This window comes from Microcoleus sp. S13_C5, from assembly GCF_036700845.1.
GTDB lineage: Bacteria > Cyanobacteriota > Cyanobacteriia > Cyanobacteriales > Microcoleaceae > Microcoleus.
On the sequence record NZ_JAUBPR010000003.1, the window covers coordinates 83,954 to 97,548 of the forward strand.

At 42.4% G+C, this 13,595-nt stretch carries 10 protein-coding genes, 3 rRNA genes and 3 pseudogenes; 4 read left to right on the top strand and 12 right to left on the bottom strand.

Annotation, left to right across the window (positions count from 1 at the left end; translation table 11 throughout):
• Positions 1-414 precede the first annotated feature (414 nt).
• Positions 415-3,165, bottom strand: a complete 2,751-nt coding sequence (locus tag QUA04_RS01855; RefSeq protein WP_333253235.1) for a DEAD/DEAH box helicase — start codon at positions 3,163-3,165, stop codon at positions 415-417.
• A gap of 265 nt (positions 3,166-3,430) precedes the next feature.
• Between QUA04_RS01855 and QUA04_RS01860 the strand changes: the two are divergent.
• Positions 3,431-3,889 (top strand): annotated as a pseudogene (locus tag QUA04_RS01860) (succinylglutamate desuccinylase); the annotation flags it as partial.
• A 99-nt stretch (positions 3,890-3,988) separates the two neighbouring features.
• Here QUA04_RS01860 and QUA04_RS01865 read toward each other — a convergent pair.
• The 4 genes and pseudogenes from QUA04_RS01865 to QUA04_RS01880 all read right to left on the bottom strand — a co-directional run bounded on the left by QUA04_RS01865 (position 3,989) and on the right by QUA04_RS01880 (position 7,141).
• Complete coding sequence (locus QUA04_RS01865; protein ID WP_333253236.1) at positions 3,989-4,465, bottom strand: transposase; 477 nt, start codon at positions 4,463-4,465, stop codon at positions 3,989-3,991.
• Between the two features lie 161 nt (positions 4,466-4,626).
• Positions 4,627-5,751 (bottom strand): IS66 family transposase, encoded by a 1,125-nt coding sequence (locus QUA04_RS01870; RefSeq protein WP_333253239.1) that lies wholly within the window; start codon positions 5,749-5,751, stop codon positions 4,627-4,629.
• 155 nt (positions 5,752-5,906) lie between these two features.
• Positions 5,907-6,737: pseudogene (locus tag QUA04_RS01875) on the bottom strand (IS5 family transposase).
• The gene (locus QUA04_RS01880) at positions 6,737-7,141 is read right to left on the bottom strand and encodes a hypothetical protein (RefSeq protein ID WP_333253241.1); all 405 of its coding nucleotides are present in this window, start codon (positions 7,139-7,141) and stop codon (positions 6,737-6,739) included. Before QUA04_RS01880 ends, QUA04_RS01875 begins: the two are co-directional and overlap by 1 nt.
• A gap of 566 nt (positions 7,142-7,707) precedes the next feature.
• Here QUA04_RS01880 and QUA04_RS01885 point away from each other — a divergent pair.
• Positions 7,708-8,934: pseudogene (locus QUA04_RS01885) on the top strand (ISL3 family transposase).
• A gap of 2 nt (positions 8,935-8,936) precedes the next feature.
• On the opposite strand, the gene QUA04_RS01890 reads toward QUA04_RS01885, so the two are convergent.
• A complete protein-coding gene (locus QUA04_RS01890; protein ID WP_333253243.1) occupies positions 8,937-9,134 on the bottom strand; it encodes a hypothetical protein in 198 nt (65 codons plus the stop codon).
• 148 nt (positions 9,135-9,282) lie between these two features.
• Here QUA04_RS01890 and QUA04_RS29850 point away from each other — a divergent pair, with 148 nt between their 5' ends.
• Positions 9,283-9,402 carry a hypothetical protein gene (locus QUA04_RS29850; protein WP_445242274.1) on the top strand — a complete coding sequence of 40 codons (120 nt, stop codon included), beginning with the start codon at positions 9,283-9,285 and terminating at the stop codon, positions 9,400-9,402.
• Positions 9,403-9,556: 154 nt separating this feature from the next.
• The gene (locus QUA04_RS01895) at positions 9,557-11,419 is read left to right on the top strand and encodes an ATP-binding protein (protein ID WP_333253245.1); all 1,863 of its coding nucleotides are present in this window, start codon (positions 9,557-9,559) and stop codon (positions 11,417-11,419) included.
• A 158-nt stretch (positions 11,420-11,577) separates the two neighbouring features.
• Here the strand turns inward: QUA04_RS01895 and rrf (QUA04_RS01900) are convergent.
• The 6 genes from rrf (QUA04_RS01900) to rrf (QUA04_RS01925) form a co-directional block, all read right to left on the bottom strand.
• Positions 11,578-11,694, bottom strand: a 5S ribosomal RNA gene (gene rrf / locus QUA04_RS01900).
• 294 nt (positions 11,695-11,988) lie between these two features.
• Positions 11,989-12,387, bottom strand: coding sequence for a transcriptional regulator (locus QUA04_RS01905; protein WP_333253247.1), 399 nt, complete (start codon positions 12,385-12,387; stop codon positions 11,989-11,991).
• Positions 12,371-12,670: a type II toxin-antitoxin system HigB family toxin gene (locus QUA04_RS01910; protein WP_333207050.1), complete on the bottom strand. Its 300-nt coding sequence runs from the start codon at positions 12,668-12,670 to the stop codon at positions 12,371-12,373. The genes QUA04_RS01905 and QUA04_RS01910 overlap by 17 nt, the downstream gene beginning before the upstream one ends.
• 134 nt (positions 12,671-12,804) lie before the next feature.
• Positions 12,805-12,921: ribosomal RNA gene (gene rrf, locus QUA04_RS01915) — 5S ribosomal RNA — on the bottom strand.
• Positions 12,922-13,129: 208 nt separating this feature from the next.
• Positions 13,130-13,333: a hypothetical protein gene (locus QUA04_RS01920; RefSeq protein ID WP_333253249.1), complete on the bottom strand. Its 204-nt coding sequence runs from the start codon at positions 13,331-13,333 to the stop codon at positions 13,130-13,132.
• A 134-nt stretch (positions 13,334-13,467) separates the two neighbouring features.
• Positions 13,468-13,584 (bottom strand): 5S ribosomal RNA (rrf, locus tag QUA04_RS01925).
• Positions 13,585-13,595 lie beyond the last annotated feature (11 nt).

The following is a 13,595-nucleotide window of genomic DNA, read 5'->3' on the forward strand; positions in this document are numbered from 1 at the left end:
TTTGGGATTTAAATCTGGATCTATTCCTCATGACAGTTGACAGTTGACTGTTTGGACATTTTGGCATTTGAACAATACCGATGCAACCGGAAACGATTTTAGATTAAAACCTGGGTGCATTTGGGTTGAAAAACCAAAAATACAATTTTGATGCCGGACAGCTTACAGCCAATCGATTTTAGATTTTAGATTTTGGATTTTAGATTTTGGATTTTGGATTTTAGATTTAAATCGGGGTCTATTCCTGATGACAGTTGACAGGTGACTGTTTGGCGATTTGGACATTGGAACAATACCGATGCAACCGGAAACGATTTTAGATTAAAATCTGCGTGCATTTGGGTTGAGAAACCAAAAATACAATTTTGATTCTGGACAGCTTACAGCCAACGGCCAACTGTCAACAGTCAACTGTCAAGAATTTTCTGGCGTTGCAGCTTCATTCACCGGGAATCTATCGATTAACTGCATCGCCCGACAAGCATTTCTCCGCAAAGAATCCGAAACATGAGGAACATGAGGAATCTGAGACAAGAAATCCAAAGTCCGGCGCAAAATCCGCACCACATCCCCTTCATCCAAACTCGTATGGCTAATCAGTTCCAGCCATTCAACACCCAAAGCCCACTGCTCAACCAAAGTCACTAAATCCCGTTCCAGCCAAATCGGGATCGCAGCTTCATGACGGTACTGCACTTGAAACAATCGGCGCCGGAGGCCTTTTTGTAGATTGTCCAAAGGTGCCAAAACTTCCGGCGACAGCGAGTAGTGAGTCCAACTGTCCGGTCTGGAAACTTCTGTAACTAAGGCCGCGCAAGCAGCAGCGAGGTGGTGGGGGTCGAGTTCGTCAAATTCCGCAGACATCAGGGACAAACCCAGCCACAGTTCGTTATCGCCGCGAATGGCGGCGCAAGCTTGGCCCAAAATTGTGGGCACTAACCTGTCGGAGGAGTCATCTCGGTTTCCAGTTGCCGAAACTACTCTTTCCAAGCAGCCGAAATTCAGCAAGATGTCGATTAAGTTGAGAAATTGCTCCCAGTAGCGAGCTCGCTGCTTTTCTAACTCTTGTTCGCTTTTGCGGATTTCTTTTTTCAATTCTTCCCGGCGGCGCTGGCGTTTGAGCAAAGTACCGGGATTGCCCCATTGTAGAACCGGGTGAATTTCTAGCTTAGCTTCTAGGGCTGCGATTTTCCGCTGTTGCTCGATCGCCTCTGGGCTCGGTTCCGGTGTCGGCAATTCTGGGATCGATGCAGCAATTGAAGCAGTTTCTTCATTTGCCAAGCGGCACTGGCCGAGTCTCAGGGGCATTTCCGACGGCGGGTTCAAGGTATCTGCAACGCTCAAGCGGGGTAATTCGGCGTGCAGACTAGCGACATCGCTAATGGCGACGACATACCAGCGGTTATCTTTGCCCAAGCACACCAAATTTGGTGCTTGGCCGGAACCTGCGATTTTGGCCACCAATACGGCGGGTACAGGATTTGTGTGCGATCGTTTGGCTGTCGGAACGTGCTTGCCTTTGAGACTCAGAACCGTGCCGAGCACTGCAAAAGCCACAGCTACGGACATCTCCTTAAATCTGGCTTCTTCAGCTTGCTGCAATAGAATTTTCAGCAAACGTTTGTCTTCTTTGAGTCTTGCCTGCAATTTTTCGTAATGGGCGAGTTCTTTTTCCAGGGTGGAGACATTTCCTCCGGCCGCTAGGGACTGTTCAAGCACCACCAATTCTGTTTGCAATCGGTCTAATTCTTCTTGCTGCGGCTGCAAGTACAAGGTAGACAGGTATTGACCAAAACTCCGCTCTACTAACTCTTGAGCTTCGTCGAGAGTGTGTGTTTGCAGCAAATTCAGCACCATGCCGTAGCTGGGAGTAAACTGACTGGCGAGGGGGTCGGCTTTGGCTGTTGCCAAATACGAGGCTTCTTTTGCGCCTTCAAAGCGCGTCTGAACTGCGACCACGTGCCCCAGCTTGTCCATGCCCCGCCGACCCGCCCGACCGGCCATTTGCAGGAATTCTGAAGCGTTTAGCAGTCGGTGTCCCTTGTCGGTGCGCTTGGACAGGGTGGAAATGACTGTGGTGCGGGCGGGCATATTAATCCCGGCTGCTAGGGTTTCGGTGGCAAATACGACTTTAATCAAACCTCTGCCAAAGAGTTCTTCTACTAAGCCTTTCCAAGCGGGCAAAATGCCTGCGTGGTGGGCGGCGATGCCTTTTAAAAGTGCTTCTTTTTGACCGAAGCGTTCTGCTTCTGGGTTCCGCTGTAAAAAATCGTCAATGATGCGTTTGAGTTCGGCTGTTTCGGCTTCGTTAACTAGGGAGAAATTGCCGACTTCTGCGACTGCTTGGTCGCACCCGCGACGGCTGAAGATGAAGTAAATTGCTGGTAGCATATCTCGATCGTCCAACCGGGCCAAAACATCGGTCAAACTCGGAGTGGGGATGCTGCCTCTTTCTACTTTTTGCCCCTTCTTTTTGGGGACTAACCGGACATTCGCTCTTTTGCCGGTCTCGTCTAGCAGGGGAAATATCCCTTTTTGGTTGGCGAAGTGGAATTGCAGGGGTACTGGCCGAAAGTCTGAGTAGACGAGCTCTGTGGGCCCGTGGACTTTGTTAATCCAGTCTGTGAGTTGGTCGCTATTGGCAACGGTTGCTGAGAGGGCGAGCAGTTGAATTTCGCTCGAACAGTAGATGATCGATTCTTCCCAGACGGTACCGCGCTGGCGATCGTTCATGTAGTGACACTCGTCGAGCACCACGGTTTCGACTCCGGTGAGGGAAGTACCGACTTCTCCGATCGGCGTACCGTAGAGCATATTCCGAAATATTTCGGTAGTCATCACCAAAATCGGCGCATCTCGATTGACGGAGATGTCGCCCGTCAGCAAACCTACGTTGTCGTCTCCAAATTGACTGCGGAAGTCGCGCAGCTTTTGGTTAGACAGAGCTTTGAGGGGAGTGGTATAGAAGACGCGCCGCCCTCTGGAGAGTGCTTGATGGATGGCGTATTCCCCGATTAACGTTTTCCCAGAGCCTGTGGGAGCGCACACGACAACGGATTTACCTGCATCGAGGGCGGCGATCGCCTCTCTCTGAAAGTTATCTAGCTCGAATGGAAATATGGTCTTCAGATCCAGCTCTGGGCGGTTCTGGGCAGTGTCTGGCACAAGGATTATTATAAGGTTGCAGGGTAAGTATGCTTAAATCTTGCTGAAAGCAAGTCAGCAGAGGACTGTATTGATTTTAGACCTTCGTCAGCAAATCGGCTATGAAGGAATAAGTCTGTTGGCAGTTGGCAGTTGGCAGTTGGCAGAACAAAGAAAAAAATTTTGCCTTCTTCACGCTTGACTTCTTCCCACTTCCCACTTCCTCTTCCCTCTTCCTGACATCCGTTACATCCGTTACAGAATCCGTTGCCGAACTTCCTTCTCTATGATTCCTGTTATTTCGACTATTCCTGTGGTGCAGCTTGCTTCGGGCGATCGGGTGTCACTGAAAGTTTATCAGTTCCAAGGTGCGATTCCCGGCAAAAAAGCTTATCTCCAATCTAACCTGCACGGCGCTGAGATTAGCGGTAATGCTGTGATTTACCAATTAATTGATTTTTTAATGTCTTTGGACAGCAGCCAGTTAAGCGGGGAAATTTGGCTAGTTCCTGTTTGTAATCCTGTGGGTGTCAGTCAGCGATCGCAGCATTTTTCCCCTGGTCGCTACAATCTTTATGATGGGATAAATTGGAACCGGATTTTATGGGATTTTGAAAAACAAGGGGAAGATATTCTCGGTTTTGCTAAGTCTCACCTGCATCTCGATGCTGATACTGTCAAAGTTAATTACAGAAAAGCGATTGCTTTGAGTTTTGCGAAAGAGTTGCCAAAAATTAATGCTCCTATAGCAATCCTAAATGATTTTCTATATCTAGAGCAATCTTAAATAATTTTCTGTGTGTAAGTATATTGACGTATTTTGGGGGAATCAAATTTATGTTCGTTAGTAAAAAACTCTCTCCAAAAATTTGACAATCTTAAAAGATCTACATAAATACCAATACTTTCTTAAAAAGTTTTTAGCTTGTAACCAAATATCTTCAACGGGATTCTGTTGGGGAGCATTGGGAGCAAATAAAATACAAGTGATTGACCAATTATCAGGTTCTTTGTCACCATTGAGTTCTAATAAAAAGTCTCTAAATTCTCCATATTTATGATAACTAGCTCCATCCCAAATCAAGATAATTTTGCAATTTTTATATTTATTTTGTAAGTATTTTATGAATTTAACTGTTGATTTTTCATCACCAGATAAATGCCTCTGAATATGGAATTCTTTGCTTGGATAATTGAGTGTGCCAAAATAAGTTTGTCTATCTTTTTCATTGGTAATTGGGACTTCAATTCTAATTTTTGATTGACTCCAAACATAACCAGTTAGATCACCATGAAGTAGATGACATTCATCTAAAAACAATACTATTATTTCCCCAAATTCTATAGCAGCCTTGTTTTTAAATTAAATATCTTTAATTTCTTCCGTCTTTTTTTTTCCAGTTCTTTATCAAATTTAGGATGAGTTTTTTGAGTTGTTTTTCTAACTTATTTTAGTATCGGCTCAATAAGTAGGGGTAGCAGTTATTCTAGTTGCCAAGACAAGCCCAAGGGATGAAGAGAAGATTTTTCGCGAATAATAGTGGAGAGAGAGGGAATGATTCCAAGTTGAGAAATTCGGTCACGGACATAATCAAAAAAACTGATTCCCAACTGACGAGTAGTGGCAACAAGAGACATAAAAGTATCCCATGCCTGAGTACCCTCAATCGTCTGAGTTGCATAGCTAATATTACGTCGCTGCACCATAGTTCTGGCAGCTAACTCAGCCGGATTATTGTGCAAGGGTAATTCAGGATGCTCTAAAACCCTGAGCAACTCCGATACTTTTGTCGCAGTTAATTGTTTGCGTTCATCTAACAATTCATAACCGCTTGGAGTTGTAAAAATTAGCCAAAATTTAGACTTTAATTGGTGTGCAGATTCGGCACGAGGAGCATCTTTGTAAGCTAATAATTCCCGATAATAATCCCAAAAATCTTCGATAAATTTCCCTAAAATTACTTGATGGCAAGGGAATACCGGGCTTAACTTCTTGTAATGCCTTCCCTCATGCACCCAACATAACGCTCTATCAGCAGTGATTAACTTGAATTGCGGAGCATCATCACAACAAAGAGTTTGTACGACGGGACAATCGGTTTGCTGATGATAGAAAGCAATAGCTGCTGATTCCTTAATCCTGGTCAGTTGTTGAGAACCCAGTTTGGGTACATCATTATTTAGTAGGTGATTAAACTGTGCTTCACTCAACACTGTTTCTTGAGGTAATAGTTTCAGAGCTTTTTGCCATTTGGTTGGGATTTTGAAGTCCCCAATTAGTGAGAATGTCAGTGGATTCAGAATAAATTTTAGTTCTCGTCCCGGCTGTAATCCTTTCAGTACCGTCAGTCGGTCTTTATTGGCTGTCGTAAAGTAGACTGTATATAAAGGGTTGCAGATGACATTGGTGGTATAGTTTACTCCACCTACACGCGCACCAGTTTGGTCGAAGTGTTGCCAAGGACTACTCGCTAGTCCTGAATCATAAACTTCTTTTTTCTCGGTTTCAAAACCTGAGTGGTTTTTGATTAATAGGTTGGATAAATAACCGGCTGACATGGAAATCCCTAAATCGGCTAAAAAATCTAGTAGTTTGCCTTGCGTCATATTGCCACCTAGCGTACAAACCGATCATTAGGGCTTTTATTCCTGGTCCAAATTCTCCTTCGTAGCCCACTGGTAATTCTGCTACATAAGTTTTCCCAATTGAGGGTGAGTAATATTTCTGTTTCCGGAATAATATATTAGACCTCTTGCAAAAGTCATGATGAAAGGTTAAGTTCATAGTTATAGATGCCTGCAATCAGGTTGAAGCGTAAACCAAATCTGCGTCGGCGATTTCGGTAACGTTCCGACAGAATACGAAAAATTTTCAGCCTCCTATTAACGTGTTCAATAATAATACGTTCGCTTGCCAGAGTACGGTTTTCCTGCCGTTGAACCTGAGATAAATTAGAGCTTTTGGGCTTTTTAGTAGGTATCTGACTATTGGCATGAAGTTTGGCAATTCCTTGATAACCCTTGTCACGCCAAAGCTTAATTCTATTGGCTAGCCTAACTTTACTGCTCTTGAATAGGCACCAGGAATGCCTTCTACCTTTACCACGGAGCTCTGCAGATAATTGCTCCCGTCTTTTGATTAACGACTAATTGCGACTTCAAGGTATGATACTTTTTTTTACCCGAAAACACTTGTCGTTGTTTTTTTTTGGACGCTCGACTGGACTTTCGGTCACATCGACCACAACCACTTCTAAAACTGAGTCCGGTTGCAGCAGTGCTTTTTTTCCGGGTAAGCTAAACTGACCTGAACGAATCAATGTGTCTTCTACGTGTCTCACGATCCGGAACGCAGTAGATTCATTGATGTTCCAGCTTTGAGCAATGTGAAAGTAGGTACGATACTCTCGCCAATATTGTAATGCCAGTAGTACCTGATCTTCTAAGCTAAGTTTAGGCGGACGACCGGGTTTCCGTTTCTGAAGTTGCTGGTGTTTTAGAACTGACACCATTTCTGCAAAAGTTGTAGACCCAACGCCACATAATCTCTTGAAGGCTTCTGGCTTTAAGCTTTGCACTTGTTCGTAAGTCATCAGTTTTTCCTCTCAATCACCTCACTATTGCCCTTATTGGGGACTTTTGCAAGAGGTCTATTGTCGGTTGCCAAGCTGATATCTTGAATGATTACTTGTTCGTATCCTTTAAATTCTGCATCTGCTGGCAGTTCGTCTTTGGGGTATTCTAGTATTTCTTCTCGATCTATTTTAATTGTCGCGTTCTTACTGCCTTTGCTATGCTTTTTTGGCGTTTTTCGCTCTTTCTCTGATGAGTGCTTGCTTCTGAATCCTTTGGACTTGGCTTTGATGTCTGGTTTTCCTTGTTCTCCCTTCAATCGGTTATTTTCATCTTTTAACCGTTGATTCTCTGACTCTAAGTCTTTGACTTTTAATTCTAATTGCTCTATGAGGTTCAGTAATATCTCTACTGTGTGACGCATGGATTCGTCTGCAATACCTGGGGGGTCGATGGTTTGCAGTATCTTTGAGGATGACTTGTATGCGTGAAATAATCTTTTGCGTCATGTTCCCTATTTTATGACACTTTGTGTACTCTGCTTACTTTTTTTTCTCTGCTACCCCTACTTATTGAGCCGATACTTATTTTAGCCCGGTAGAAAAGTTCATAGTAACTCTGTTTTGATTTATATATCACACCAAATTCTTGAGCTAAATAAGTAATCCACTCATCTAAATTCCAAGATTCTTTATTCTTTAACCACTCGATTACTTCATTATTTTGTCGAGCTGTTAAATACCCTTTTGACCCTTTATGTCCTAGTTTGATTCCGGCAATGCCTTTGGTTTTAAATTGTTTTTTCCAATAACCAACAAAAAAAATACGGCTCTACCGAACCTAGTATGTAAAAAAGTTAATAATTTTTATAAAAATTAACTATAAAATATAAACATTAGGCGCTGGCAAAGCAGTTATATATAGACTTACAGGGCTTTTTGTAGTCTAATAAAGTTAGATTTTAGAAAAAATAAAATAAAAATTATACCTATGGCTTCCAATCCTCAACTTCATCTAATGACTAAACTCCTTAATATTGAGGGAGTGACAGTCAAAAGTTATCAGATTATTGAAAATATAGGAATCACGATTTACTTAGATAATAACAACAAAAAAGCCATTTGTCCAGACTGTGGGAAGAAAACTGATAAACTCCATCAAAATCATTATTATGTAGTGAGGGATTTGCCGTTTGGAGAGCAAAAAGTATATTTACAAGTAAATCGCCGTCAGATGAGGTGTGAAGGTTGCCCCAAAAAATTTAGTGAAGACTTAGAATTCGTTAAAAAAACTAGAACCTATACAGAGAGGTTGAAAAAAAAGATTTTGTCAGAATTATTAGAAAGCGATATCAAAAATGTGGCTCAAAGGAATGGAGTCAGCGAACAAGAAATAGAAACCATGTTAAAAGAATGGGGAAAGGAATTGACCGGACAAAAACCATCAGGATTAAAAAGGCTAGGAATTGATGAAATTGCTCTAGTAAAAGGACAGAAAAATTATTGTGTAGTTTTAGTAGATATCGATAAAAAAATTATAGTAGGAATGGTCAAAAATCGAACTCAAGTGGAAATACAAAAATACCTAGAAGCCTGGGGAGAAGAGGTTTTAGATCAAAGAGAAGAAGTCAGTATAGATATGTGGAAGCCTTATAAAAATGTCTCAGAAGCTTTAATGCCACAAGCAGAAGTTGTGGCCGATAGATTTCATGTTATGAAGCAAGTAAATGAAGAATTAGATGGAGCTAGAAAAAAGATTAAGAAAGCAGCCGTGGCCTTAAAAAATAACTCGGAAAAATCGCGACTACTCTCCGGAATAAAAAAAAGTAAATATATCTTACTAAAAAATGAAGAGGATCTCACTGACATCGAAAAAGAGCAGTTAGAATCAGTCAAAAAAGTTGCTACTACATGACAAAAAATGCATCAAATGAAAGAAGAGTTTAGACGAATTTTTGAAGCCCCAAAAGATTGGCTAGAAGGATTATTTAGTTTAAGTGATTGGTTAAAAGATGCAATTTCCGTTTTCCCAAAAAGCTGTGGGACAATTATTAGGTGGATTGGAGAAATTATTGCGTATTTTGATCGGAGGACAACTCAAGGAGTTGTGGAAGGAATTAATAACAAATTAAAGCTCATCAAAAGAAAAGCCTATGGGTTTAGAAATTTTGACAACTTTATTCTTAGGAGCTTCTTACATTGGCATTTTGCTAGTTAGTTTTACATACTAGGTTCGGTAGAACCAAAAATACTTACACCTAAAATCTGGCTAATTTCATGGTTAATATTACCTGAAAGCGCCATTTTTACAGCTAGTGCTCGTTTTAGTTCTCTGGCATCGATATCGCTTTTAATGAAAAATTCTAACAAAGCTATTTCTTTTTCCATATCTTTTTGTGGCAGTTGTAAGTTATTCATTTTTTATTGTCACAATCAAGTATTGCATATAATTGTATCATAGTCTTGATAATGATTTAGGATTGCTATACCAGTTCATCTCACTCAAGACTAGCCGGAGACTTTACGGTCGGCAAGTAGCGCTGAGGGGAAGTTTGCACGAAATTCGATCGGGTGGAATTCTGACAGTTGTGGTAATTTAGAATGCAAAAAAGATATTCGGCGTTTGCGGGTAACTTTGGAAGTGGTGGGGTGCAAACTACTTCGGGGTTCTGCACGATTTAGGTAGAACCTTTAGAAAAGCGTAAATTCAAGACGTACACCCTGTAAGGGAAAACCTATCGTAAACATAGGAGTTTTCCGTTTTCAAACTTAAAGGCTTAAAATGAGCAAATAGGGAGCACTCGGTCAAGCAAATCTCCTGTAGGGGTAGAGAAGGTTATATGGTGCGCCAGAGTTTAGGACAACGGTTATCCAGTCTCAGAGTTGGGCAAAAGATCGGTTTAGGATACACCCTTGCTCTCAGCATTGCTGTGTGTGGAACAATTGCTGGTTTTGGAGTTGGCGATCGTTATCAACAACAGACTGAAGAGGGAGAACAACACGCGCGTAACGAAGTGGAACTTCTGCATCGTCTGCAATCTCGTGTTCTCCAAGCCCGAACCCATCAACAACAACTCATCCCTCTAGTGCGATACCCAAAAAAATTTCAGCATGAATATGCTCACCTGCTGAAGCATGAAACTGAAATTCAAGAAATTTGGGCTGAACTTAAGGCATTTGTGGCAAAGTCTCCGACCCTACAAGCTGGTGTGCGTCAAGCAACGATTACAGACTTGTTCCAAACCTATGAGGGTATCCCACAACTCTACTCACAGGAATTAGAACGCCGAGTTGAACGAATTCGCAGTCTGAATCTTGCGTCACCCACTGATGTTGAGCAAGCCCAAGCGCTGATGTTGGAATTTACCAACAGCGATTTGGCGCTTAAATACGATGGCATCTCGGATGATTTGGTGGGTTTAATTGACCAAGCTTACCAAGAGCTTTATGTAGCAACAAGGTCTGATCAACAGGCTAGTGAACTTGCTGAAAAAGTGGTGATTGCAAGTATCGGATTGTCTGTTGCGATCGCCATTCTTTTGGCATTTTTGACCAGCCGAGCAATTGCCCAACCCATTCAAGCTCTGACCAGCGTTGCCAGACGAACTACTGAAGAATCTAATTTTGAATTACAAGCGACTGTTGAGCAAGATGATGAGATTGGAATGCTTGCCAATGCTTTTAACCAATTAATTCGCGCTGTTCAACAACTGTTACAGCAACAGAAAACAGCCAACGAACAACTGGAAAACTACAGCCAAACCCTTGAATCTCAAGTCGAGGTAAGAACCCAAGAACTCAGCCATAAAAATTCGCAGTTGCAACAACTCTTAGAGCAACTGCAACGCACTCAGGTTCAAATGGTGCAAAGCGAAAAGATGTCTGCTTTGGGGCAAATGGTGGCAGGGGTGGCACACGAAATCAACAATCCAGTCAACTTCATTCACGGCAACTTGACTCATGTGCAGGAATACGCCCACAATTTATTAGGTTTGGTGCAACTCTACGAGAATTACTATCCCGACCCAGTGCCCGAAATCCAAGCTGAGGCGGAAGATATAGATATGGAGTTTATCCAAGCCGATCTACCTAAAATCCTCGACTCCATGAAACTCGGCACCGATCGCATTCGCCAGATTGTATTGTCACTCCGCAACTTTTCACGAATGGATGAAGCTGATTTCAAAGCCGTTGATATTCATGAGGGCATTGATAGTACGTTGTTGATTTTGCAGCATCGCTTGAAAGATAAACCAGAGCGTCCAGCGATTCAAGTAATTCGTGATTATGGTAATCTACCGCTAATAGAATGCTATCCTGGTCAAATCAATCAGGCCTTTATGAACATCCTGGCCAATGCCATTGATGCGCTGGAAGAAGCCAACGTCAAACGAACCTATCAGGAACTCAAGGAAAATCCCAACCTGATTACCATTCGGACTGCGATGATTGATTCAAAGTGGGTAAAAATTGCAATTTCTGATAACGGAATGGGAATGCCTGAATCTGTTCAGAAACGCCTCTTCGATCCATTTTTCACCACAAAGTCTGTCGGTAAGGGAACGGGCATGGGGCTGCCGATTAGCTATCAGATTGTCACTGAGAAACATCGCGGTAAGTTAGATTGCTTCTCAATTCCTGGTAAGGGAACCGAGTTTGTGATTCAAATCCTTGTCCAACAGGAAATCCCTCATGCGGTCTAACAAAATCCGCCCCACCGCCGAAAGGTTTTCTGTGAGACTTTTGAGGTTATCTGCTATGAGGTTTGAGTTGTAATATTCACTTTCTCTTTTCGCCTAACTCACCAAAAAACTAAAGCCCTTTTCCGTTGTTGCGGGAAAAGAGCTTTAGTTTATTATTAACCTGGCACTGAGCTATTTTACCGGGCAGTGACCCGCCGAGTATCTTCGCCCTAGCAACGTTTAACAACCGAGTTCGGGATGGATCGGAGTGGTTCCATTACATCATAAGCACGATGTTTTTATGATTGTGTTAAAATAAATGACGACTCAAAGAGGCAATTATTATGACTATTCGTGATATTGCGATCGCCAGATTGCAGCAACTTCCCGAATCATTTTGCCAGAAGTCAGTGACTGCATAGACTTTGTGATGCACAAGTACCAACATAGAATAACTGATGTCAAAATCCCAGACGATATTGCTAAAGCTTGGGCAAAAAGGTTCTAGGAGGTCGATCGCTTAAAACTAATGACTAATCAGCCTGAGAGTGAATATCAGCAACTCCTACTCAATAAGTAGCCGATCGCACTTAAAGAAACAAACTCATATCAACTTGGAAAAAATCAGCTAACTTCCTGGCTTCATCTATTTCGATCGCCCTTCCGCTAACAAAAACTTTATCAACCTCTGTTTCTGTTCCCAAAACAGGAATTAAATCAGATTTGTCTAAATTTCTCGCATCCATTAAATGTTGCAACATTGAAGCAGCATTTCCTGCAGGAATCGGATAATTTTCAGATTCAAATTTTTCAATCAGCGTTATCAAAAGCTCCAGAAATAGCTCTTCCTCCAGCGATCGCATAGGGCGGTGTTCCAGTTCGCAAGCGAGAGCGATCGCGGCCTCGTTTTCTGCTTCATTGGCGATCGGTTTTGGTTGATACCGAACAAGTAAATCTGTATAAGATTTGGCATCAAAAGTACGGATCATTTTTCCACTCATCCTTATCATACTCAGCGTGAGTCAGAACATATTTGATGTAGATTCTTTGAGAAACATAAACCAAATCAACAATCAGCCGATAGCGATTTCCCTTAATATTAAATACGGTAAAATTTCCGACTGACTCAGCTTTTGGATAAATCTGCTGAACATCAATTAGGTTCTGCCATTCCGCTTTACTTGAAACTCTATACCAGTCATAAAGTGCATCGCAGGAATCGGCATGGCTTTCACAGAAATCTCGCAGGATTTTTCGGCTGATAACACGCATTTCACCCTTGTTTTCCAAACTACACCAGATTTTGTTCTGGACTTACGCGCTTGTCATATTATAAACATCTGTAAGTCCGCAAAAACTAAAGCCCTTTTCCGTTGTTGCGGGAAAAGAGCTTTAGTTTATTATTAACCTGGCACTGAGCTATTTTACCGGGCAGTGACCCGCCGAGTATCTTCGCCATAGCAACGTTTAACAACCGAGTTCGGGATGGATCGGAGTGGTTCCATTACATCATAAGCACCAGGAAAGCTTTGAAAACTTTTAATCCTGTGTCGGCGTTCCGCTTAATGCTAAGCTTGATGCGCTGCATCTCTTTCGCTCGACTTAATTACTGTATCAAGTTTTCCCCTGTCTGTCAACCCCAAAGTCAAAAGTTTTTTTTGATCGCCCGAAACCGCCCCCAATAGCCGAGTTCGACGTATTATTTGCCGGTGTTGCTGATCGACCTTTAACTCACAAATCCAAAAACGCCCCATCGTTTCCCTGTTCTGTGCGAATCTTCCCGTCCTTCACAAGCCACGCCACAACCTGCTGAACTGTTAATTGTTCGATCGCCCTTTCGGCTTCTGTCGCCATTTGCCTCAACGGCAGCAAAGACGCCACCACCAAATTCGTAAAAAAGTTTTCAAAACTCGCATCAAGTTCGATCGACCACAAATCTGCTGCTGGGCGAGAATATTGAGATTTCTACAAAGGGTCGAAGACTTGCTGTTGTGTAGATGAGTAATAACTCCACAAAAAACTAAAGCCCTTTTCCGTTGTTGCGGGAAAAGAGCTTTAATTTATTATTAACCTGGCACTGAGCTATTTTACCGGGCAGTGACCCGCCGAGTATCTTCGCCATAGCAACGTTTAACAACCGAGTTCGGGATGGATCGGAGTGGTTCCATTACATCATAAGCACCAGGAAAGCTTTGAA